Raw genomic sequence first — 23,752 nt, 5'->3', positions numbered from 1 at the left:
TTGATTGGACCATCGGCGTTTCGGGAGGAAACCATGAAGACCGCAATCAAACTTGCACTATCGACCTTGGCGCTGTGCGCCCTGTCGGCGCACTCGCTGGCCCAGGAACTCCGAGTGACCGTGTGGACGGGCAGCGAGGCCCACCTCAAGATGCTGAACGGCATCGCCCAGGGCTTCATCGCCAAGCATCCGGGCGTCACGGTGAAATTCGAGACCGTTCCGGTCGCCGACTACACGCAGAAGCTCACTTTCCAGGTCGCCGGGGGCAACGCCCCCGACATCGCCTGGATGATGGAGGATGCCGCACCCGCCTTCGAGAACGCCGGGCTGCTGATGGACATCGGCCCGACGCTCAAGGCGACCGAGGGATACAATTTCGACGATTTCTCCCAGCCCGCCATGGCGCTCTGGCAGAAGGACGGCAAGGTCTACGGCGTGCCCTTCTCCACCTCGCCTTTCCTGATCTACTACAACAAGGACATGTTCGACAAAGCAGGTGTCGAAGATCCCAACCAGCTCGCCGCGAAGGGCGAGTGGAACATGCAGAAATTCCAGGAGGTCGCCAAGAAGATCACCGAGGCCAATCCCGGCAAATGGGGCTTCGAATTCAAGGATGGCGAAGGTTACGCATCGCGTATGACGCACGCCTTGCTGCCGCCCGTGCGCGCTTACGGCGGCGATCTGTGGGCCGACGGCCAGTGCGGCCTCGACAAGCCTGAAGCGGTGGCTGCCATCAAGCAGCTCCATGATATGGTGTTCAAGGACAGGTCGATCGTGCCGCCGGGAGAGCAGGGCGACTACTTCTCCGGCAATTCGGCGATGACCGTGAACCAGATCTCGCGAGCCTCGAAGATGCCCGAGGCAGGCTTCAAATGGGGCATCGCCCCCTTGCCTTCGGGACCCGCCGGCGAAGCTCCGGTCATCGGCCAGGCCGCGCTGACAGTCTTTGCGTCCGGCAAGAACAAGGAGCTTGCCGCGCAACTGGTGGCCGACATGACCAGCAAGGACAATGTGGCTGTCATGGCCCAGTTCTTTCCGCCGGCCCGCAAGAGCGTCCTGGAGAGCGACGCCTTCGTCAACTCCAACAAGCTGATCCCGCCCGAGCAGATGAAAAGCGTCGCCGCAGCGATCGTCAACGGCCGCGTTCACCCTTCGCATGAGCATGTGCCGCAGATATTCGCCGCGATGGCGCCGCGCGTCGACGCGCTGTGGCGGGCCGACGCCAATGTCGAAGAGGCGCTGAAGGGCGTCTGCGCCGCCATTCAGCCATTGCTCTGACAGGATTTCGGTTCATGGCCGGCATGGCATCCCGGGACAATGCGGCGCGCCCTGCCAGCGCGCCGTGGCTGAGCTTGAAGGCCAGGGAGATGCTCGAGGCATGGCTGTTCGTCAGCCCGACCTTGATCGGCTTCCTGGTCTTCTTCCTTGGGCCGCTGGTCGCCATCTTCTATTATTCGACGACCGAGTGGAACCTGCTCAGCCAGCAGGCGACCTTCGTCGGGCTTCGCAATTTCCAGAATGCGCTGCTGGAGAACCCCGACTTCTGGCATGTCGTGCGCAATTCCGTGATCTTCGCGCTGGGGCTCGTTCCCCTGAACATGGCGCTGGCGCTCTCCCTCGCGCTGGCGCTTTCGCGGCCGTTCTTCGGTGTCGTCTTCTTTCGCACGGTCTTCTTCGCGCCGGTGGTCACATCGGCAATCGCCTGGGCCATCGTCTGGAAATTCATGCTGCAGGGCGAAGGCGGCGCCGTGAACCAGATGCTCGCCTGGATCGGCATCGATGGCCCGAATTGGTTGCGCGAGCCCAACTGGGCGATGGCGGCCGTCATCGTCACCCGAGTCATCAAGATGGTCGGCCTCAACATGATCCTCTACATCGCCGCGCTCCAATCGATACCGCGCGACTACGAGGAGGCAGCGGCGCTGGAAGGCGCCTCGCGCTGGCAGGTCTTTCGCATGATCACCTGGCCGCTGCTCGCGCCGACGACGCTGGTCATCATGGTTCTGACGACGATCGGCTCGTTCAAGGTGTTCGACCACATCTACCAGATGACCGGCGGCGGCCCGGAAAACGGCACCCTGGTGCTGGCCTTCTACATCTATCAGCAAGGCTTCAAATTCTTCAACGTCGGCTACGCGGCCGCGCTGGCCCTGATCATGTTCGTCATCGTGATGGCGCTCACCCTCGTGCAGGTGATGTTGCGGCGGAAGGAGATGGAGTGACCCAGCGCCGGACCGAGATTCTCTATCGCATCTGCTGGACCATGGCGCTGCTGCTTTTGGCCGTGCCCTTCGTGTTCCCGTTCCTGTGGATGATTTCCGGCGGCTTCAAGAGCACCACCGAAATCTTCGGCGCGCCGACCTTGATTCCCCGCGTCTGGCGCTTCGAGAACTTCGCGGAAGTGTTCACCTATCAGCCCTTCGCGCGGCAGTATTTCAACTCGCTCTACATCGCCGCGACGGTGACGGTGCTGACCTTGTTCATCGCCTCGCTCGCGGGCTACGCGCTGGCGCGCATCCGCTTTGCCGGCGCCGGGCTGTTGATGCTGTTCCTGATGATGGCACTGATGGTGCCGGAAGAGGTCACCATCATCCCTAATTTCTTCCTGATCCGCGCCATGGGCCTGATCGACACGCACTGGCCGCTCATCCTTCTGCCGGTCTTCGGCCCGCAGGGCGTCGTGGCGACCTTCCTGATGCGTCAGTTCTTCCTGGCGCTACCCAGGGAACTCGAAGAGGCCGGCAAGATGGACGGCCTCTCGCGCTTCGGCGTCTGGTTGAAGATCGCCCTGCCCATGGCGCGGCCGGCGCTTGCGGCGGTTGCGATCATCACCTTCCTGCATTCGTGGAACCTGTTCCTCGAACCGCTGATCTTCCTCAGTTCGCTTGAAAAATTCACGCTGCCGCTGGCGCTGTCCAACTTCAACGACAGTTACGGCCTGCCCTTGTGGAACCTGCAATTGGCGGCGACGAGCCTGGCCGTGGTTCCCATCCTCATCATCTATCTGATCGCCCAGCGCCAGATCATCGAGAGCTTCGCCCTCTCCGGCGTCAAGGGATAAGGGGAGTCATGACAAAGCTTCTGCTCAAGGACATCCGCAAGCGGTTCGGAACGGTCGAGGTCATCCGTGGCGTCGATCTCGAGATCGAGGATGGCGAGTTCGTGGTCTTCGTCGGCCCGTCGGGATGCGGGAAGTCGACGCTGTTGCGGCTGATCTCCGGCCTCGAGCATCTCAGCGAGGGCGAACTCCACATTGGCGGCCGTCTGGTCAATGAGGTTCCGGCGGCCAGGCGCGGCGTGGCCATGGTGTTCCAGTCCTACGCGCTCTACCCTCACCTGACCGTCCGCGACAATATGGGCTTCGGCCTCAAGGTCCGCAAAGTGCCGGCCGGCGAGCGCGCCCGGCGCGTCTCGGAGGCCGCCGCGACGCTGAAGCTCGAGCCGTTGCTCGACCGTTTCCCGCGTCAGCTGTCGGGCGGGCAGCGCCAGCGCGTGGCCATCGGCCGCGCCATCGTCGCCAATCCCGACGTCTTCCTTTTCGACGAACCGCTTTCGAACCTCGACGCCGAACTGCGTGTGCACATGCGCTCCGAGATCGCCGCGCTCCACCAGCGCCTGTCGACGACGATGATCTACGTGACCCACGATCAGATCGAGGCCATGACGCTTGCCGACAAGATCGTGGTTTTGCGCGACGGAAAGATCGAACAGGTCGGCTCACCGCGCGAGCTCTACGACAGCCCCCGAACCATTTTCGTCGCCCAGTTCATCGGCAGCCCGAAGATGAACATCCTGCCGCTCGCCGATGGACGGCCAATCACCCACGGGGTGACCGTGCCCGCGGCGGCCGTCTCGGTCGGCGTTCGGCCCGAGCACCTGTCGCTGGCCCAGCCTTCGTCCGCCACGCTGCGCGGCAAGGTAAAGCTTGCCGAATACACTGGCGCCGTCACGCTCATCCACGTGGAATTGAACGCGGGCCAGACATGCCTTGTCATCCACAATCAGGGGACGGCGCCCGAGATTGGCGCCGAGATCGGCCTGAACGCAGCCCCCGCGCACCTGCATTTCTTCGACGGCGAAGGGCGCGCGGTCTGACGCGATCATGAATGGCCGCCAGCGCGTAGCCGGCGTGCGGACGCGATAACCCGCGGAAGCATGGGAACGCGGCGAATGACCGGCCGCATTGCCTTCTGTATCCGCTCGCTGGATAGTTCCAGCCATGCTGCAGAGCCTGGCGACTCACTGGCCTCAAATCCTGGCGACCATCTCGGTGGTGATCGCGAGCGTTGGCATTGCCCATGCCGTCATGACCAAGGAGGACGTCCGGGCCGCCACCGGCTGGGTCGGCGTGATGGTGCTGTCGCCGATCCTGGGGGTGCTGATCTATGCCGTGGCCGGCATCAACCGCATCCGTCGCGCCTCGATCAGCGCACAGCGCTCGCTTGCCGGCGATCTGGCGTCCGCCAGGCACGACCGCGACATTGCCGCCGAGGAGGCCCTGATCATCGAACGATACGGGCCGCGCTTCATCGGCCTCAGGACGCTGGGCGACAGGGTCGCGCGGCGCGCGCTTCATCCGGGAAACGCCATCACGGTCCTGGAAACAGGCGACGAAGCCTATACCGCGATGTGCGCGGCCATCGACGGCGCCGAACGCAGCGTCCTGCTCGAAACCTATATTTTCGACAATGACCCCGTCGGCCTGCTCTTCGTGGAATCCCTTGCCCGGGCCGTCCGGCGCGGCGTCAGCGTGCGCGTGTTGATCGACGCCGTAGGCGCCCGCTATTCCGTGCCCAGCATATTGGGCCACCTGCGCGGCGCCGACATCACCGCCGGGCTCTTCAACGGCAACATCGTCATGGGCCTGCACCTGCCCTATGCCAATCTGAGGACCCACCGGAAGATCCTGGTGGTCGACGGCACGGTTGCCTTTACCGGCGGCATGAACATTCGCAAGGGCTTTTCCGCCGAGTTTGCCGGCTCCAACAGTTCCAGGGACACGCATTTTCGCGTGACCGGTCCAGTGGTAGCCGACCTCTTTTCGGTTGCCGCCGAAGATTGGCGTTTCGCCAGCAACGAGGCGCTGAAGGGCGATGCCTGGCGAATTGCCCCGCTGTCGCCGGCGCCCGCCACGCCCATGCTGGTGCGGGCGGTCGCGTCCGGCCCGGACGCCAGCGTCGAGACCAATCACAAGCTGCTGATCGGCGCCTTCTCCGTCGCGCGCAAATCGATCCGCCTCATGTCGCCCTATTTCCTGCCGGACCGCGAACTGATCAGCGCCCTGACGACCGCGGCAAGACGCGGTGTCGAAATCGATATCGTGGTGCCGGCGGTGAACAATCTTTTCCTTGTCGACCGTGCGATGACGGCGCAATTCGACCAGGTTCTGAAGCACTATTGCCGCGTCTGGCGCACGGAAGGACCTTTCGACCATTCGAAGCTGCTTTCGATCGATGGCGCATGGGCCTATATCGGGTCTTCCAACCTTGACGCCAGGTCGCTACGGCTCAATTTCGAGATCGACCTGGAGGTACTCGACGCCGGCTTCGCCAGCGAGGTCGAAAAGCGGATCGCGGCGGCGATCGAGACGGCCGTCCCTGTCACGCTGGAAGCATTGCGGGCGCGGCCATTCGTCATCCGTCTGTTCGATCGCATCCTGTGGCTGGGCTCGCCCTATCTTTAACAAAAGGACGTGTTTGCCAGATAGCTTGAAATCGATGATGGAACAGATGCCGAAAGGTTCTATTTTTTGAGGTGCATGGTGCAAGCAGCAGGAATGGCGGGCAAACGATGCGGGTGAACGGGCGCAGCCTGCCGGCAAGCATGCTTTTGTCCATTCGCGACAAACGGATGCGGAAGGCCAATGCCACGTCGACCAACAAGGCGGACGCCACCGGAACGCTGGTCGCCTCCTACAATGTCCACAAATGCATCGGCGTCGACCGCAAGTTCGATCCCGAGCGCACCAGTCGCGTCATCCGCGAGATCGACCCGGATGTCATCGCCCTGCAGGAAGCGGACAATCGTTTCGGCGACCGGACCGGACTTCTCGACCTGTCCCGGCTCGAACTGGAAACCGGCCTGGTGCCGGTGCCGATTTCGGCAACCGGCAAGGGCCATGGCTGGCACGGCAACGTCTTGCTTTTCAAAAAGGGCGTCGTGCGCGACGTGCATCAGATCAGGCTTCCCGGGCTGGAACCGCGTGGCGCTCTGGTGGCAGAAATCGACCTCGACGGAAGCCAGTCCCTGCGCGTCATCGCGGCGCATTTGGGCCTGCTGCGCCGTTCGCGGTCGCAGCAGGCACAGGTCGTACTGGATATCATGAACAGCCCCGACGAGAAGCCGACGCTGCTGCTCGGCGACCTCAACGAATGGCGCCTCGGAAACCGCTCCGCGCTGAACACGCTGCATCTGACGTTTGGACCGTTGCCTCCGGCTGTTCCCACCTTCCCCTCGAACCTGCCCCTGCTGGCGCTCGACCGCATCGTGGCCAACCGGCACGGAATGATCGCGGCCGTCGAAGCGCATGACACGCCGCTGTCGCGGGTCGCCTCCGACCATCTGCCGCTGACCGCCTTTGTCCGCCTGTAGCCACGCGCCGATAACGCCTTGATGTCGACCGCGTTGGAAAGCGTGTAGGGCGGTATCGGAACGGCGGCTCCTTTTGCGAGTTGATATGGCTTGGACAACAGGAGGACGAGACATGAGAAGCTTTTTCCTGGCCTCGATGATGGCGTTGGCCGCTTCGGCTTCCGTCATTGCGCCGACGCAGGCCGCGAGCGTCACCATCCAGTCCGGCGACGAGCCCCAGTATTCGCCCGACGACGACTATGACAATGGCGAGGTCGTCGTGCGCCGCCATCACGATCGCCAGCGTTATATCGACAATCGCTATAACGACGACGAGGACAGCGATGTTCGTTACAGCGACCGCGAATACCGCCGCTACCATCGTCACCACCGCTGCCACATCGAGTTGGTGAAACACTGGCGCCACCATCACAGGGTGATCGAAGAGGTTCGTGTCTGCACCTGACCCGAGGATCGCTGAAGTGCATCTGCGTGGCCTGATTGCAATGCGGTAAGCTGCGGCCACGCCCCTTCTGCTGCACTGGCTATGCCGCATTGCACAATTCCGCGACCTTGCCCACAATGCGGGGCATGGTCCTATCCTCCCTAGCCGTCCTGGTGATCGACGAAAACCGTATCCGCGCCTCGATCATCGAGGCGGGACTGCGCGAGGCCGGCCATCAGCGGGTGACCGTCGTCCATGACGTGGCGGGCATTGCGCGCCGCATCGCCGAGATCGAACCCGACGTGATTGTCATCGACCTCGAAAATCCCAACCGCGACATGCTGGAGAACATGTTCCAGCTATCGCGCGCGGTGAAGCGCCCGATCGCCATGTTCGTCGACCGTTCCGACCAGGCCTCTATCGAGGCCGCGGTCGATGCCGGCGTGTCCGCCTATGTCGTCGATGGCCTCAGGCAGGAACGCGTGAAGCCGATCCTCGACATGGCCGTCAGCCGCTTCAACGCCTTTTCTCGCATGGCACGCGAACTGGAGGAAGCGCGCAGCGAACTCGAGAACCGCAAGGTCATCGACCGCGCCAAGGGAATATTGATGAAATCGCGGGGTCTGAGCGAAGACGCGGCCTACACGCTGCTGCGCAAGACGGCGATGAACCAGAACCGCAAGATCAGCGACATCGCCCATAGCCTGGTGACGACAGCCGGGCTGCTCGGGCCGCTGGAGGATGAATGAGCATGACAGCTGCGCATCAGATCACCGCCGGCTTCATGCCCCTGTTCGACAGCGCCGTGCTGGTCGCGGCCGGCGAAATGGGCTTTGCCGCGCGCGAAGGCGTCGATCTCGTCCTCCACCGCGAAACCTCCTGGGCCAACATCCGCGACCGCATCGCCATTGGCCATTTCGACCTTGCCCACATGCTTGGGCCGATGCCGCTCGCCTGCAACCTCGGGCTCACGCCGCTGGCATCCGAGACGATCGTGCCCTTTTCGCTCGGCCTCGGCGGCAATTGCGTCACCATCTCCAACGCCGTCTGGGAAGGCATGGCGGCGCACGGCGCCGTATCGGATCTCGATCCGGCCCGCGCCGGCGCGGCGCTCGGCGCGTTTATCCGCAAACGCGCGGCGGCCGGCCGCGACCCGCTACGCTTCGCCGTCGTGCATCCGCATTCCGGGCACAATTACGAACTGCGCTATTGGCTCGCCGCCTGCGGCATCGACCCCGACGGTGAGATCGAGATCGTCATCGTGCCGCCGCCCTTCATGGCCGACGCGCTGGCCGCCGGCCGCATCGACGGCTATTGCGTCGGCGAACCCTGGAACAGTGCGTCCGTCGCGGCCGGCACCGGCCACATCGTCACCGTCAAGGCGCTTTTGTGGCGCAACAGTCCCGAAAAGGTGATCGGTGCGCGCAAGGCCTGGGCCGAAGCGCAGCCGGAGGCGCTGGCGGCGCTGCTCAGGGCACTGCACCACTCCGCCCGCTGGTGCCAGGACCCGGCCAATCGAGGCGAACTGGCGGCGCTGATGGCGCAGCCCGGCCTCCTTGGCCAGTCCGCCGAAATCCAGATGCCGGTCCTGACCGGACATCTCCGCCTCGGCAGCGGCGCCGAGCGGAACGTCGAGGACTTCTTCGTTCCGTTCGACAAGGCGGCGAACTTTCCCTGGAAGAGCCATGCGCTGTGGTTCTACACCCAGATGGTGCGCTGGGGCGATATCGCGCACACGCCTGAAAACCTCGCCGTCGCCCGCGACTGCTACCGGCCCGACCTCTATCGGGCGGCGCTGAAGCCACTCGGCGTAGCGCTGCCGGGCGCCAATGCCAAGGTCGAGGGGGCGTTGAAGATCGCAACGCCCGTCGGCTCGGCCGGGGCAAGCCTGGTGCTCGGCCCCGACGGTTTCTTCGACGGCCGCATCTTCGATCCGGACCAGATCGACGCTTATATCGGGGCGCAGCGGCAAGGGTGATCATTTCCGCGCCATTCTTGTGCATTGCACAAAATTTATGCGGACTGATCGCATAGCTGACCAATGTTTGGCCTTGTCACCTGGTGGCCGGATCTGCCCGTGAATCGGCTATTCAGCTGAATTCATTCGAAATTCCTTTCTAAGGCGAGACTGGCACGGTTCCTGCATTGAAATAACCGGACCCTTAGTGGGTCACGGAACAGGCGTCCAATGGCGGGCGCCCACAGGCAAAGCTGCCGCTCAGGTCAAGACGCGATCCGGATTCCCGGACGCGAAGACCTGGCCGGCGGCTTTTTTGTTTGGCCGAACACGCAATCGACGGTGCTGGTCCCAGGCAGCGCCCAACCGGAGACGACGATGACGAAACGGATCGGAACTGGAACAACCCTCAAGGATTTCACGCGCCGCGATTTTGTCGCCAGCAGCGCGCTGGCGGCGGCGCTGTTCGTCGCAGCGAAGATGCTGTTCCCGGTTGGCGCCGTGGCCGAGGGCAAAGGTGCCCAAGTGAACGCGCCAAGCTCGCCGCGCTGATGCCGCGCCGCTGACCATCGATCAAGAAAACACGCGCGGTGCTTCTCCATCGCAAACCGGAGCCTGACATGACCGCAATCCTCCCAGCCGCGACCAGCCAGGACAATGCCCCCCGGCAGGCGCTCGTGATGTCCACCATCGCGTTCACAGTCTGCTTTGCGGTGTGGACGATCTTTTCCATCATCGGCGTGCGCATAAAGCAGGAACTTGGGCTGAACGAGACGGAGTTCGGCCTGCTCGTCGGCACGCCGATCCTAACCGGCTCCCTCGTGCGCATGGTGCTCGGCGTCTGGACCGACCGCTATGGCGGACGGCTGGTTTACACCGCCACCATGCTCGCTGCGGCGGTAGCGACCTTCCTGCTCGCTTTTGCGCACACTTACGGACAGATGCTGATCGCTGCACTCGGCGTCGGGCTTGCCGGCGGCTCCTTCGCCGTTGGCGTCGCCTATGTCTCGCGCTTCTTCCCGGCGGGCAGGCAGGGCACGGCGCTCGGCATCTTCGGTGTCGGCAATGTCGGCGCCGCTGTCACCAAATTCCTGGCGCCTTTCGTGCTTCTCGCCTGGGGCTGGCAATCGGTCGCGCTGATCTGGGCGGCAGCACTCGTCATCATGGCCGCCATCTTCTGGTTCACGACCGGCGACGATCCCGTGATTCGCGAGCGCCGCGCCGGCAAGACCACGCCTGCGAGGAGCTTCTGGCAGGAATTCGCGCCGCTGAAGAACCCGCAGGTCTGGCGCTTCGCCTTCTATTACTTCTTCTCCTTCGTTCGTGGCGCTGTCGCTGTGGCTGCCGCGCTACCTGATCGGCGTTTACGGCTTCGGGCTGGCGACCGCCGGCATGATCGGCGCGGCTTATTCGATTCCCGCGAGCATCTTCCGCGCCTATGGCGGAGTGCTTTCCGACCGCGTCGGCGCTCGTACCGTACTCTACTGGACCTTCTCCGTTTGTGCCGTCGCGACCTTGGTGCTGTCTCTCCCCTCGGCAGACTATGTGGTGCGCGGCATCAGCGGGCCGATCGCCTTCCATTTCGAGATCGGCCCGCTCGCCTTCATCGCCGTCGCCTGCGTGCTCGGCTTCTTCATGAGCCTCGGCAAGGCCGCCGTCTACAAACATATCCCGGCTTACTATCCGCAGAGCGTCGGGGCCGTTGGCGGCGTCGTGGGCATGATCGGCGGCCTTGGCGGCTTCATCCTGCCGATCGCCTTTGGCGCGCTGAACGATCTCACCGGCGTCTGGTCGAGTTGCTTCATGCTGCTCTTCGTCCTCGTCGTCGCCTGCTTTGCCTGGATGCATGTCAGCGTCAGGCGGATGGGGCGGGCCGCATCAACCAAGGCGTCGACCCTTTCCTATGCTGCAGAGTGACACCGGAGCGGATTAGGAACATGACCCAAAAACTCGTCATCATCGGCAACGGCATGGCCCCCGGGCGCATGCTGGAGCACCTGCTGGAACAGGCGCCGGACCGCTACAGCGTCACCATCTTCAACGCCGAACCGCGCGTCAATTACGACCGCATCATGCTGTCGCCGGTCCTCTCGGGCGAGAAGGCCTACGAAGAAATCATCATCCATGGCGACGGCTGGTACATCGCCAATAACATCACCCTCTACAAGGGCCACAAGATCGTCGCCATCGACCGCGCAGCGAAGACCGTCACGTCGGACCACGGCGTCACCGAACCCTACGATAAGCTTGTCATCGCCACCGGCTCGGTGCCGTTCATCATCCCGGTGCCCGGCCACAACCTGCCCGGCGTTCTCACCTATCGCGACCTCGACGACGTCCAGGCGATGATGCTCGCGGCCCAGTCGCGCGCCAAGGCTGTGGTCATCGGCGGCGGACTGCTCGGACTGGAAGCAGCAGCGGGCCTCAACGCGCAAGGCATGGACGTCACCGTGCTGCATGTCATGCCGACACTGATGGAGCGCCAGCTCGATCCGGCGGCAGGCTATCTGTTACAGCGCGCCGTCGAGCAGCGCGGGATCAAGGTTGTCACCAAGGCCAATACAAACGCGATCACGGGCAACGGCAAGGTCGAGCAGGTCGAACTCGTCGACGGCACCGTCATCCCCGCGACGCTGGTGGTGATGGCCGTCGGTATCCGGCCGAACGCAGCGCTGGCGAAGGAGGCGGGCATCGCCGTCAACAGAGGCATCGTCGTCGATGCCGGCATGCGCAGCAACGACCCGGACATCTACGCGCTCGGCGAATGCGCCGAGGTCAACGGCCAGATCTATGGGCTGGTCGCCCCCCTATACGAGATGGCCCGCGTCGCCGCCCGCCAGCTCGCCGGCGACGAGGCGGCCGGTTTTGTCCACATGGACACGCCGACCAAGCTCAAGGTCACCGGCATCGACCTGTTCTCGCTCGGCGACTTCGCAGAGGGCGAGGACCGCCAGGAGATCGTGCTGCGCGACGCGGCGGCCGGCGTCTACAAGCGCCTCGTGCTCAAGGACGACCGCATCATCGGCACCGTGCTCTACGGCGAGACCGCGGACGGCGCCTGGTTCAACGACCTCAAGAAGAAGCAAACAGACATATCGCAAATGCGCGATACGTTGATCTTCGGCCAGTCCTACCAGGGGGGTGCCCCACTGGACCCTATGGCGGCCGTTGCAGCCTTGCCGGATGATGCGGAAATCTGCGGCTGCAACGGCGTCTGCAAGGGCAAGATCACGGGCGCGATCGCGGCCAAGGGGCTGACTTCGCTCGACGACGTGCGCGCGCACACCAAGGCGTCGGCCTCCTGCGGCTCCTGCACCGGGCTGGTCGAAAAACTGATGGTGCTGACCATCGGCGACAAGTACAACCCGGCCGCCGTACAGCCCATGTGCTCCTGCACGACGCTCGGCCATGACGAGGTGCGCCGGCTGATCAAGGCCAAGGCGCTGAAGACCATTCCCGCGATCATGCAGGAACTGGAATGGAAAACCTCCTGCGGCTGCGCCAAATGCCGGCCGGCACTCAACTATTATCTCGTCTGCGACCGGCCGGACGAATACGCGGACGACTACCAGTCACGCTTCATCAACGAGCGCGTCCACGCCAACATCCAGAAGGACGGCACCTATTCGGTGGTGCCGCGCATGTGGGGCGGCGTCACCAATGCCGCCGAACTGCGCGCCATCGCCGATGTCGTCGATAAGTTCGATATCCCGATGGTCAAGGTCACCGGCGGCCAGCGCATCGACATGCTGGGCATCCGCAAGGAAGACCTGCCAGCGGTGTGGGCCGACCTCGGCCAGGCCGGCTTCGTCTCCGGCCACGCCTATGCCAAGGGTCTGCGCACGGTGAAGACCTGCGTCGGTTCCGACTGGTGCCGCTTCGGCACGCAGGATTCCACCGGTCTCGGCATCCGCATCGAGAAATTCATGTGGGGCTCGTGGACGCCGGCCAAGGTCAAGATGGCGGTTTCGGGTTGTCCGAGGAACTGCGCCGAGGCGACCTGCAAAGACGTCGGCGTCATCTGCGTCGACAGTGGCTACGAGATCCACTTCGCGGGTGCGGCAGGCCTCGACATCAAGGGCACCGAAGTGCTTGGCCTGGTCAAGACCGAGGACGAAGCGCTGGAGCATATCGTGGCGCTGACGCAGATGTACCGCGAGCAGGCCCGCTATCTCGAACGCATCTACAAATGGGCCAAGCGCGTCGGCATCGCCGAGATCAAGCGCCAGATCATGGACGATGGCGACAAGCGCAAGGCCTTCTACGACCGCTTCGTCTTTTCCCAGAAATTCGCCCAGGTCGATCCGTGGTCGGAACGCGTGTCAGGCAAGGACAAGCACGAGTTCCGGCCGATGGCCTCGGTCGGGTTCGCGGAGGCGGCGGAGTGATGGAGATGTTCGCGCGAGCCACCCTCTGTCCCGCCGGCCATCTCCCCCTCAAGGGGGGAGATTGGATGCCACAACGGCCTTTGCCAATCGCCAACTTCGCAGAACGGACGCCATCAGCAAAACTGCCGATCTCCCCCCTCGAGGGGGAGATGTCCGGCAGGACAGAGGGGGGCGCCTGGGCGCATTCGTATCAAGTAAAGGCGACCCAATGACCTGGACACCGATCGGCACCCTGTCCGACATCCCCCGCCGGGGCGCGCGTTGCGTTGCCACGCCGCAAGGCAAGATCGCCATCTTCCGCACCGCCGAGGACCAGGTCTTCGCCATCGACGACCATTGCCCGCACAAGGGCGGCCCGCTGAGCCAGGGCATCGTCCATGGCGCGGCGGTCACCTGCCCCCTGCACAATTGGGTCATCTCGCTGGAGACCGGCAAGGCGCTCGGCGCCGACGAGGGCGCGGTGCGCACCATTCCGGTGAAGATCGAGGGCGAGCGTCTGTTCATCGCGCTCGAAGCGCTGGCCAGCCGCGCGGCCTGACCCATGCAGATTGGCGAAGCACGCGAGGTGAGGACCACTTGCCCCTATTGCGGGGTGGGCTGCGGCGTGCTGGCGAAGGTCGCCGCGGACGGGCAGGTGTCGGTCCGCGGCGACCCCGATCATCCCGCGAATTTCGGCCGGCTCTGCTCCAAGGGCTCTGCTCTTGCCGAGACCATAGGTCTTGACGGCAGGCTGCTCCATCCTGAGATCCACGGCCGCCGCGCCTCCTGGGACGAGGCACTCGATCTTGTCGCGTCGACCTTCTCGCAAACCATTGCCGAACATGGGCCGAATGCGGTCGCCTTATATGTCTCCGGCCAGTTGCTGACCGAGGACTATTATCTCGCCAACAAATTGATGAAGGGGTTCATCGGCTCGGCCAATATCGACACCAATTCGCGCCTCTGCATGGCCTCCTCGGTCGCCGGCCATCGCCGCGCCTTCGGCTCCGACACGGTGCCCGGAACCTACGAGGATCTGGAGCTTGCCGATCTCATCGTGCTGGTCGGCTCGAATCTCGCCTGGTGCCATCCCGTGCTCTACCAGCGCATAGCTGCCGCGCGTGAGAAGCGCTCGGAGATGAAAATCGTGCTGGTGGACCCGCGCCGCACCATGACATCCGATATCGCCGACATGCACCTGGCGATCGCGCCCGATGGCGACGTCGCCCTGTTCACCGGCCTGCTCGCTTGGCTCGGCCAGCACAATGCGCTCGACCGCGCCTACATCACCGCGCACACGACCGGCTTCGGACAAGCCCTTTTCGCCGCCTCGGCACTCGACCTTGCCGGCATCGCTGCCGCCACGGGCCTGAGCGAGGACGAGCTCGCCCGCTTCTACGGCCTGTTCGCCGCGACCGGCAAGACTGTCACGGTCTACAGCCAGGGCGTGAACCAGTCGTCGTCCGGCACCGACAAGGTCAACGCCATCATCAATTGCCACCTCGCCACCGGTCGCATCGGCAGGCCCGGCGCCGGGCCGTTCTCGGTCACCGGCCAGCCCAACGCCATGGGCGGACGCGAGGTCGGCGGCATGGCCAACATGCTGGCCGCCCACATGGAGATTGAAAATCCCGGGCATCGAGAACGCGTGAAGCGCTTCTGGAATGCACCTGACATCGTGCAAAAGCCCGGCCTGAAAGTGGTCGACATGTTCCGGGCGGTCGCCGACGGGCGGATCAAGGCGCTGTGGATCCTCGCCACCAATCCTGTCGATTCGATGCCCGATGCCGACGCCGTCGAAGCAGCGATCAAGGCCTGCCCGTTTGTGGTGGTGTCGGACGTGCAGGCCGACACAGACACGGTGCGCCATGCCCATGTCCGGCTGCCGGCCACCGCCTGGGGCGAGAAGGACGGCACCGTTACCAATTCCGAGCGCCGCATCTCGCGCCAGCGCCCGTTCGTGGCGGCACCTGGCGAGGCCCGGCCGGATTGGTGGATCATTACGGAAGTGGCGCGGCGGATGGGTTTTGGCGAAGCGTTCGCGCATGCGTCCCCGGCGGAGGTTTTTGGCGAGCATGCCGCGCTGTCGGGATTTGAAAACGACGGTGGGCGCGATTTCGACATTGGGGTTTATGCCGGCCTCGATGGGGAGGAATACGACGCGCTTGCGCCATTCCAATGGCCGGCGCCGAGCCCAGGCGCCCCCCTCTGGCCTGCCGGCCATCTCCCCCTCAAGGGGGGAGATTGGATGCCACGACGGCCTTCGCCAATCGCCGATACCGCAGGACGAGCGCCGTCGACAAAACTGCCGATCTCCCCCCTAGAGGGGGAGATGTCCGGCAGGACAGAGGGGGGCGCCTGGGCTCGACATCTCTCGGAGGGGAACGTTCAAGCTGAGCCCCAACCGGAGAACGATAAAGCAGGGCCACCGAACACCCGCTTCTTCGCCGACGGCAATTTCTACACGCCCGACCGCAAGGCGCGCTTCATCGCCGTCCGCCCTGTCACGGAAACCCGCACGGACGAGAAATTCCCCCTCATCCTCAACACCGGCCGTGTCCGCGACCATTGGCACACCATGACACGCACCGGCAAAAGCCCGCGTCTGTCGCAGCACATCGCCGAACCCTTCGTCGAGATTCATCCCGACGACGCCGCGCGATACGGCATCGGCGACGCCGACATCGCGCGCGTTTCCAGCCCGCGCGGCGCCGTGCTCGTGCGCGCGCTGATCACGTCCCGCCAGCGCCGGGGCAGCATCTTCGCGCCGATGCACTGGACGGACCAGTTCACCGCCAAGGGCCGGCTCGACACGCTCACCGCGCCACTCACCGACCCAGTTTCCGGCCAGCCGGCACTGAAGCACGTCGCGGTGCACATCGAGAAATTCGCCGCGATGGCGTTCGGCTTCGCCGTGACCCGACAAAGGCCCGAAGCGATCGCCGGCGACTATTGGGCCGTGGCCCGCTGCAGGGATGGCTGGCGGGTCGAGCTCGCCTTTGCAGACGACAAAATCGACTGGACGACTTTTGCCCAATCCCTGTTCGGCGCCTCGACCGATGCCGAAATACTCGCCTATCACGACCGCGATGCCGGCCAGCATCGCATCGCCGCCTTCGATGGCGTACAGCTCGCGGGCGCCCTGTTCGTCGCTCCCGGCCCGGTCGCCGTGTCGCGCGGATGGGCAACGCAGCAGCTCGAAGAGGCCCATGCCAGCCAACGCGAGCGCTTCCGCATCGTCGCCGGCCGCGCCGGCGCCGAACGGCCCGATGCCGGCGCGACCGTCTGCTCCTGTTTCAACGTCGGGATCAAGCAGATCACGGCGGCGGTGGCTTCCGGCTGCACGAACGTGGAAGCCATCGGCGCCGCGCTGAAGGCAGGCACCAATTGCGGCTCCTGCCGCTCTGAGATCCGCGCCATCATCCAGGCACATCGCGTTCAGGCGGCCGAGTAGGCGGCAGAACCCGCCATCGGCGGCCTCCCGATGCGTATGCGCCGGCGGACCCCGCGTCAGCCCATCATGGCCGGGCGGCAGGACGACACCCGGGGCGTAGCTGCGGTTGTCCAGATCGCTAAGCGCGCCGTACTTGCCGCCGTGTGGGTTGCCGCCGACGTCTCGCCGCCATCATTGGCTACAGAACTGGACTTTAGTCCGAGCTGTCTCATCTGGACACAAAAGCGCAAGGCTGAAAATGTCTTAATGCATGTCGCCCAAAAGTAACCTCGGTTTTGGGAGGACGACATGCACGAAAAAAGCCAAAAGTGCGTCGCATGAATCCGCTTCGACGCGACCCGCTCTTGGAGCGCAGTAAGCTTGGCCAACCAGAAGGAGGCGGATGCTGGACATCGAGGACATAGCCGCTCATCCGGATCTGCACCGCCACGTCCAGGAGCAGTCGTTGGCGCTGATCCACATCTACGAAGCCAGCCCGCGGCTTGCTTCCATATTCGCCACGCAGCAGCGCTGGCTGATGGGCCATGTCGGCCTTGCCATGCATTTCAGGCGCGACCCGGGCGACCGTCGCACCGCGTTGACGGTGTCGCGCTTCATCGAGTTCGTGCATCAGCACAAGGTCGCCAGCCGCAACACCGCCGACGCTTTCATCAAGGAGATGCTGAATTACCGCATCGCCGAATACGTCGCGGGCGGAGACGGGCGCACCCACCCGTTGCAGCCGACAGCGGACACGGTGCGGACATTCACCGGATGGGTGCACGCACATCTAAGCACCCTTGACCGACTCGACGGCGCGGACCGGCTGGCGAAATACCTGGAGCGGCCCGATATGCTCGCCGCCCTGCAGCCCCTCGTGGCCGACGGCCTGCTTTCGTCCAAACCGGTGCGCGAACCCAACCAGACCTTTTCCCTGTTCATCTGGCTCAACAATGGCGGCATCGTCATGGACCGGCTCATGTCCGGCATCGACCCCGACCATGCCGGCCTAGATCGGATTCCGACCAGCGTGGTCTCGGTGGCGGAATTCGCCAGTTGGCTCAAACTGTCGCGCACCCACCTCGCCCGAAAACTACGCGATGCCGAGGCGCTCGGCAGCATCGGCTGGCTGGGCCAGCGCGGCAATTCCGTGATGTGGGTCTCGCACCGCTTCTTTCAGGAATACATGAGCGTCCAGGCCGCCAAGCTGGCCATCGTGGATGCCGCCTTCGCAGCATGCTTTTCCACCGACCACTGAGAGACTCGCCGCTGCCCAGGCTATGAAGGCGGTCCGTGCCGCTGCGTATCCTCGAAACAAAAAAGCCGCCTCGGCGGCGGGACGTCAGCACCATACGAAGAATGACAGCATAACTGCCCTCAGCAGTGAACCTCAGGCCGCAGAACGGCCCGGGTGCGCAAGGTCACCCGAGCCGGAACCCGCAATGTCACTCGATGTCGAAGGAGACACCCTGGGCGAGCGGCAGCGCCTTGGAATAGTTCACCGTGTTGGTGGCGCGGCGCATATAGGCTTTCCACGCATCGGAGCCGCTCTCGCGGCCGCCGCCGGTTTCCTTTTCACCACCGAAGGCGCCGCCGATCTCGGCGCCCGACGTGCCGATATTGACATTGGCGATGCCGCAGTCCGAGCCGTCGACGCCGAGAAAGCGCTCGGACTCCTGCAGGTCGCGGGTGAAGATCGACGACGACAGCCCCGCTCCCACCGCATTGTGCTCGTCAAGCACGGCGTCGAAATCGGAATACTTCATCACATAGAGGATCGGCGCGAACGTCTCTTCGGTCACCGGCGAGACTTGGCTGGGCATTTCGACTAGCGCCGGATGCACGTAATAGGCGTCCGGATGGCCATTCTCGACCCGCGTGCCGCCGGTCACCTTGCCGCCGTGGGCGGACGCTTCCTGCAGCGCCTTCTGCATGGCTTCGTAGGCTGCCTTGTCGATCAGCGGCCCAACGAGCGCCGACGTCTCCAGCGGATTGCCGACAGAGACGCTCTGATAGGCCTTCTTCAGCCGCGGTACCAAGGCGTCGTAGACGCTGTCATGCACGAACAGGCGCCTCAGCGTCGTGCAGCGCTGGCCCGCCGTGCCCATCGCGCCAAAGGCAATCGCGCGCAACGCCATGTCGAGATCGGCGGTCGGGCAGACGATGCCGGCATTGTTGCCGCCGAGCTCCAGCACCGCGCGTGCAAAACGCTTGGCCAGGCGCGGGCCGACGTCGCGGCCCATGCGGGTCGAGCCGGTGGCGGAGACCAGCGGCACCTTGGGATGATCGACCAGGATCTCACCGACGGCGCGGTCGCCGATCAGCACCGACGCTAGCCCTTCCGGCGCATCAGTGCCGAAGCGCTTGACGGCGCGCTTGAAGATCGCCTCGCAGGCAAGCGCCGTCAGCGGCGTTTTTTCGGAAGGCTTCCATACCACCGCGTCGCCGCAGACCAGCGCCAGCGCCGCATTCCACGACCACACCGCGACCGGGAAGTTGAAGGCGGAGATGACGCCGACCACGCCGAGCGGATGCCAGGTTTCCATCATGCGATGTCCCGGACGCTCGGTGGCGATGGTCAGCCCGTACAATTGCCTGGAAAGACCGACGGCGAAGTCGCAGATGTCGATCATCTCCTGCACTTCGCCGAGCCCTTCCGAGGGGATCTTGCCGACCTCGATCGACACCAGCCGGCCAAGTTCGGCCTTGTGCGCGCGCAATTCTTCGCCGAGCAGCCGCACCAGCTCGCCGCGCTTCGGGCCCGGTACCAGCCGCCAGGCCTGGAACGCCTTGTGCGCGGCATCGATGGTCCTGGCCGCATCGGCCTGTGAGATCGTGCTCAATGCCGCGATCTGCTCGCCCGTCACCGGGCTGCGCACGATCAGGTCGCCGCCGACAAGCGCCTCCTTGGCAACACCCAGTTTCGCCAGCAGCTCGGCGGTTTCCTTCGCTATCGTCATGTCTGTCCCTTTCAGATCCCGCCATTCATGTGGCGTGGTCAAAGCATTGCGCCGTGCGTTCCCTATGCGATGAGGCGCAGGGTGGCGCTGTCTTGGCGTGCCAATAGCGGTTTCAGGAAAAAATCGCCACCCCGGCATGGTCCAAGCCCGGGCCAGACCATTGAACCAGCGTCAGCTTGCGGTGCGCGCTGCGCTGTCCTTCATCAGCCGGTCGATATGCATGCGTATATGGGCCGCTTCCGCCGCCGTGTTGGCAAGCGCGATGGCGCGGTCGAAGGCCACCCGCGCCTCCTCGCCCCGGTCGAGCTGCATCAAAAGCCCGCCCTTGAGGCCGAAGAAATGAAAATAGCCGGAAAGCCTCTGCTCCAGCGGCTCGATCATGGCGAGCGCGGCCTCCGGGCCACGCACCTTGGAGGCCGCGACCGCACGGTTGAGGGTGACGACGGGCGACGGCTGCATCTGTTCGAGCAGGCCGTAGAGCAGGTCGATCTCCACCCAGTCCGTGTCCTCGGCCTTCGCGGCCCGCGCATGCAGCGCGGCAATCGCCGCCTGCACCTGGTAAGGGCCGGGCTTGCGGTGGCGCAGTGCCTTGTCGACCAGCGCCAGCCCCTCGTCGATCATCTTGCGGCTCCACAGGCTGCGGTCCTGATCCTCGAGCAGCACGATCTCGCCGTCCGCATCGAAACGAGCCGGTGCGCGCGCATGCTGGAGCAGCAGCAGCGCCGTCAGCCCCATGATCTCCGGCTCGGTCTGGAACAGCCTGAGCAGCAGCCGGGCCAGCCGGATCGCCTCTTCGCACAGCGGCGCGCGGGCCGGCGCCTCGCCGCTGTTGGTCGAATAGCCCTCGTTGAAGATCAGGTAGACCATGGCCGCGACCGCGGCGAGCCGCTCCGAGCGCTCCACCGCGCCCGGCGTCTCGAACGGCACGCCTGCGTCGGCGATACGTGCCTTGGCGCGGGTGATGCGCTGCTCCATGGCGCTTTCGCCGACCAGGAAGGCGCGCGCGATCTGCTTGACCGTAAGGCCGGAGACGATGCGCAGCGCCACCGCGATCTGCTGCGTTGCCGGCAGGTCGGGATGGCAGCAGATGAATAGCAGCCGCAATATGTCGTCGCGGTAGTGCGCGCCATCGAGCCGCTCGGCGATGTCGCTCTCTGCGTCCTCGAGATCAGATATCTGGTCCTCTTCCGGCATCGGCGCCTGCTTGGCGCGCTTGCGCACCGCGTCGATGCCGCTGTTGCGTCCGACGAAGATCAGCCAGGCCGCCGGATCGCGCGGCGGACCGTTCTGCGGCCAGTTCTTCAGCGCCCTGAGGCAAGCGTCCTGGAAAGCTTCCTCCGCCGTATCGAGGTCGCGGAAATAGCGCAGCAGCGCACCCATCGCCTGCGGGCGGGCGGCGCTGATCGCTGAGCTGATCCAGGCAAGTTCGGTCATACGGCGGCCCTAGTGGGATTGAAGATGGATACCGGCCGGATTTCGTAGGAGCCGCCGCTCGGATTGACCTCGGAAAGTTCGCGCGCGAACTCCACCGCCTCGTCGAGATCGGCGCATTCGAGCGTGTAGAAGCCGAGGAACTGTTCCTTGGTCTCGGCGAACGGCCCGTCGATGACGATCGATTCGCCCTTGACCTTCCTCAGCGTCGTCGCCGCCGTCGTCGGCAAAAGCCGCGCCACCGGGCCAAGCCGGCCGGCGTCCGCGTATTTCTGCTGGACATCGAGAATGTTGGCCATGACCTTGTCGTCCTGTTCCTTGCTCCAGGAGCAGACGACGTCTTCGGAAGCATAGCACAAGATCGCGTAGAGCATGGTTTGTCCTCTTCTGTGTCAAAGGACGAAACACTAGGACCGATCCCGACACGGCGTCGATAAAAAAATCGAGGCGCCGCGGATTCAGCGGCCGCTGGTTGCCGCGGGTCCGCTTTCGTGCGTCTTCAGCCATCGCAGCACGAGCGCTTCCTCGTCATCGAGACCGTCTATCGATCGTTTGCGCTTATTGGCTTCCGCCATTTCGGCAAGCAGCCGTCCCTGCAGCCATGCTTCGAAGACTTGCGGATGGATATAGCATTGGCGGCAGACGGCGCGCGTGTTGCCCAGCCGCTCGGCGACCCTGTCGATGACGCTGTTCATCGCCCGTTTCTGCTGTGCCTGGCTGTCGGGCAGCACCGTTTGCGCAAATAGCGACGCGGCGTGGATGGTGCCGCCCCATGTACGGAAATGTTTCGAGCTGAATGCATCGCCGATGGCCTCGCGGATGTAGCGGTTGACGTCCTCGGACCGCACCGGGTGTCTGTTGCCGTCCTCGTCGAGATACTGGAACAGCTTTTGGCCCGGCAGATCCTGCGCGCCCCGCACGATTCGCGCGATGCGGCGATCGACCAGCTTCAATTTCCATTCCTTGCCCGATTTGCCCTTGAAGGCGAACCGCAGGCTCGATCCCTTGATGTCGACATGGCGGTCGCGCAATGTCGTCAGGCCGAAGCTCTTGTTGTCGCGAGCGTAAGCGGCGTTGCCGACGCGGATCATGGTGTTGTCGAGCAGCCAGACGATCGCGGCGACGACGCGTTCGAGCGGCAGGCCGTGGCGGCGCAGGTCGCTGTCGATCCTGTGCCGAAGCTCCGGCAGGCTTTCGGCGAAGGCGACAAGGCTCGAATATTTGGCGCTGTCGCGCTCCTCGGCCCAATGCGGATGGTAGCGATATTGCTTGCGCCCCCGCTGGTCCCTGCCGGTCGCCTGGATATGTCCGTCCGCCTCGGGCGAGATCCAAACATCCGTCCAGGCCGGCGGGATCACGATCGCCTCGATGCGCGCTCGGGTGGCATCCGAGACCGGCCCGCCATCAGGTCCCCTGTAGGAAAATCCCTTGCCCGATTTCAGCCGGCGGATACCGGGTTCGGTATCGCTGACATAAATCAGTGCGGCGTGCTCGGCAGAGATTTGAGCACCGTTCTTTGGTGCGGCGTCGCCGTCGATAGTCAATCCGGATTTCTGCAGCATGCTGGCCCCACGGAAACACCGTAGATAAGCCTCTGGGCCGAGCACTGGTTCCATTCCTGTCCGAAAAGTCGGCGGCCAGCCACGCCGGGGCGGAACCCTGCAAGGCGCTTTGCGCAAGCAGGCCTGACGTCAGGTCTTCTCCAGCACCACCGGAATAACGTCGACGGCTTGCTCTCCGACCTGTCCGCCGGTGGTCTTGAGAACGCCGACGATCGGCGCGACATCCGAATAGTCACGGCCATAGCCGACGGTGATGTGATCGTTGGAGGCCCGCATGCCGTTGGTCGGGTCGAACTCCTGCCAGCCGGCATCGCGCCCGCACCACACCTTGACCCATGCATGCATGGCGTCGGCGCCCTCCAGCCTGGGCTTGCCCTTGGGCGGAATGGTGCGCAGGAAGCCGCTGACATAGCCGGCCGGTATGCCGAGCCCGCGCAGGCCGGCGATCATGATATGCGAGAAATCCTGGCACACGCCGCGCTTCAGCCGGAAGGCATCGCCTGCCCTGGTGCGGACGGTGGTTGCCTCGTTGTCATAGGTGAAATCGCGGTGGATGCGATTGCAGAGGTTCATCGCCGTACCGGCGGCGGAGCCGCCGACGCTGTCGCGCGCATAGGCGGTAATCGCCGCATCGATGCCGGCGTGACCGCTGGCGGCCAGGAAATGGTGGGGGGTATCCGGCGCCAGCGAGCGCACGGCGGCGAGCTCCTGACGCAGCCGGCTAAGGTCGGGCGACACGTCGAGCCCGGGCTCGGGCCGCGACACCGCCACGCGCGCGCTCATCCTGATGTCGAGTGCGTCATGCGCGTCGCGGAAGGCGATCGAGGTGACGTTGTTGCCGAAGAAATCGGAAAAATCCGAGCGTTCGTTGGGCGCCGGCGCGAAGGATAGCGACGCAGCGACGACGCGCTGCACGCCCTCGATGGTCGGCGGCAGTACGCGCACCTGGTGCCGGCCGCCGCCGGCGACGGCGGCGTAATCGTAGTGAAGGTGAAGCCTGATGTCGTAGAGCATGCCGGAGCGCCGC

General features: G+C 64.5%; 19 protein-coding genes and 1 pseudogene. 15 read left to right on the top strand and 5 right to left on the bottom strand.

The annotated features are described in order from the left end of the window. Positions 1-33: 33 nt before the first annotated feature. The 15 genes and pseudogenes from LB547_RS07275 (at position 34) to LB547_RS07205 (ending at position 18,030) form a co-directional block, all read left to right on the top strand. Positions 34-1,278 carry an ABC transporter substrate-binding protein gene (locus LB547_RS07275; protein ID WP_140496168.1) on the top strand — a complete coding sequence of 415 codons (1,245 nt, stop codon included), beginning with the start codon at positions 34-36 and terminating at the stop codon, positions 1,276-1,278. A gap of 23 nt (positions 1,279-1,301) precedes the next feature. Beyond that, a complete protein-coding gene (locus LB547_RS07270; RefSeq protein ID WP_140496454.1) occupies positions 1,302-2,222 on the top strand; it encodes a carbohydrate ABC transporter permease in 921 nt (306 codons plus the stop codon). Continuing rightward, a complete protein-coding gene (locus LB547_RS07265) occupies positions 2,219-3,061 on the top strand; it encodes a carbohydrate ABC transporter permease (protein ID WP_140496169.1) in 843 nt (280 codons plus the stop codon). Before LB547_RS07270 ends, LB547_RS07265 begins: the two co-directional genes overlap by 4 nt. An 8-nt stretch (positions 3,062-3,069) precedes the next feature. Beyond that, entirely contained in the window at positions 3,070-4,095 is a 1,026-nt protein-coding gene (locus LB547_RS07260; RefSeq protein ID WP_140632623.1) for an ABC transporter ATP-binding protein, read from the top strand. A gap of 124 nt (positions 4,096-4,219) precedes the next feature. Then, positions 4,220-5,683 carry a phospholipase D-like domain-containing protein gene (locus LB547_RS07255; RefSeq protein WP_140632620.1) on the top strand — a complete coding sequence of 488 codons (1,464 nt, stop codon included), beginning with the start codon at positions 4,220-4,222 and terminating at the stop codon, positions 5,681-5,683. A gap of 107 nt (positions 5,684-5,790) precedes the next feature. Further along, positions 5,791-6,591 carry an endonuclease/exonuclease/phosphatase family protein gene (locus tag LB547_RS07250; protein WP_140496172.1) on the top strand — a complete coding sequence of 267 codons (801 nt, stop codon included), beginning with the start codon at positions 5,791-5,793 and terminating at the stop codon, positions 6,589-6,591. Between the two features lie 112 nt (positions 6,592-6,703). Then, complete coding sequence (locus LB547_RS07245) at positions 6,704-7,036, top strand: hypothetical protein (RefSeq protein WP_140496173.1); 333 nt, start codon at positions 6,704-6,706, stop codon at positions 7,034-7,036. Positions 7,037-7,161: 125 nt separating this feature from the next. Further along, entirely contained in the window at positions 7,162-7,764 is a 603-nt protein-coding gene (locus LB547_RS07240; RefSeq protein WP_140496174.1) for an ANTAR domain-containing response regulator, read from the top strand. 2 nt (positions 7,765-7,766) lie between these two features. Further along, positions 7,767-8,993 (top strand): CmpA/NrtA family ABC transporter substrate-binding protein, encoded by a 1,227-nt coding sequence (locus tag LB547_RS07235; protein ID WP_181177988.1) that lies wholly within the window; start codon positions 7,767-7,769, stop codon positions 8,991-8,993. Positions 8,994-9,203: 210 nt separating this feature from the next. Then, positions 9,204-9,524, top strand: coding sequence for a hypothetical protein (locus tag LB547_RS07230; RefSeq protein WP_140496176.1), 321 nt, complete (start codon positions 9,204-9,206; stop codon positions 9,522-9,524). A gap of 68 nt (positions 9,525-9,592) precedes the next feature. Beyond that, positions 9,593-10,889 (top strand): annotated as a pseudogene (locus LB547_RS07225) (MFS transporter). A gap of 20 nt (positions 10,890-10,909) precedes the next feature. Further along, positions 10,910-13,360, top strand: coding sequence for a nitrite reductase large subunit NirB (nirB, locus tag LB547_RS07220; RefSeq protein WP_140761464.1), 2,451 nt, complete (start codon positions 10,910-10,912; stop codon positions 13,358-13,360). Positions 13,361-13,568: 208 nt separating this feature from the next. After that, positions 13,569-13,898, top strand: coding sequence for a nitrite reductase small subunit NirD (gene nirD / locus LB547_RS07215; protein ID WP_140658519.1), 330 nt, complete (start codon positions 13,569-13,571; stop codon positions 13,896-13,898). 3 nt (positions 13,899-13,901) lie between these two features. After that, positions 13,902-16,793 (top strand): nitrate reductase, encoded by a 2,892-nt coding sequence (locus tag LB547_RS07210; protein ID WP_140761461.1) that lies wholly within the window; start codon positions 13,902-13,904, stop codon positions 16,791-16,793. Positions 16,794-17,175: 382 nt separating this feature from the next. Further along, positions 17,176-18,030 carry a hypothetical protein gene (locus LB547_RS07205; RefSeq protein WP_140761458.1) on the top strand — a complete coding sequence of 285 codons (855 nt, stop codon included), beginning with the start codon at positions 17,176-17,178 and terminating at the stop codon, positions 18,028-18,030. Between the two features lie 187 nt (positions 18,031-18,217). On the opposite strand, the gene LB547_RS07200 is transcribed toward LB547_RS07205, so the two are convergent. The 5 genes from LB547_RS07200 to LB547_RS07180 form a co-directional block, all read right to left on the bottom strand. Continuing rightward, positions 18,218-19,732 carry an aldehyde dehydrogenase family protein gene (locus LB547_RS07200; protein WP_140761455.1) on the bottom strand — a complete coding sequence of 505 codons (1,515 nt, stop codon included), beginning with the start codon at positions 19,730-19,732 and terminating at the stop codon, positions 18,218-18,220. A gap of 171 nt (positions 19,733-19,903) precedes the next feature. Beyond that, a complete protein-coding gene (locus LB547_RS07195) occupies positions 19,904-21,166 on the bottom strand; it encodes an RNA polymerase sigma factor (RefSeq protein WP_140556641.1) in 1,263 nt (420 codons plus the stop codon). Next, positions 21,163-21,537: a YciI family protein gene (locus LB547_RS07190; RefSeq protein ID WP_140513613.1), complete on the bottom strand. Its 375-nt coding sequence runs from the start codon at positions 21,535-21,537 to the stop codon at positions 21,163-21,165. Before LB547_RS07190 ends, LB547_RS07195 begins: the two co-directional genes overlap by 4 nt. An 84-nt stretch (positions 21,538-21,621) precedes the next feature. Further along, positions 21,622-22,725, bottom strand: a complete 1,104-nt coding sequence (locus LB547_RS07185) for a DNA topoisomerase IB (protein ID WP_140761453.1) — start codon at positions 22,723-22,725, stop codon at positions 21,622-21,624. A 129-nt stretch (positions 22,726-22,854) separates the two neighbouring features. After that, entirely contained in the window at positions 22,855-23,739 is an 885-nt protein-coding gene (locus tag LB547_RS07180; protein ID WP_140761450.1) for a transglutaminase family protein, read from the bottom strand. Between the last annotated feature and the right edge of the window lie 13 nt (positions 23,740-23,752).

This window comes from Mesorhizobium sp. B264B1B (genome assembly GCF_020165765.1).
Classification (GTDB): Bacteria; Pseudomonadota; Alphaproteobacteria; order Rhizobiales; family Rhizobiaceae; genus Mesorhizobium.
This window is presented reverse-complemented; position numbering and strand designations above follow the sequence as displayed.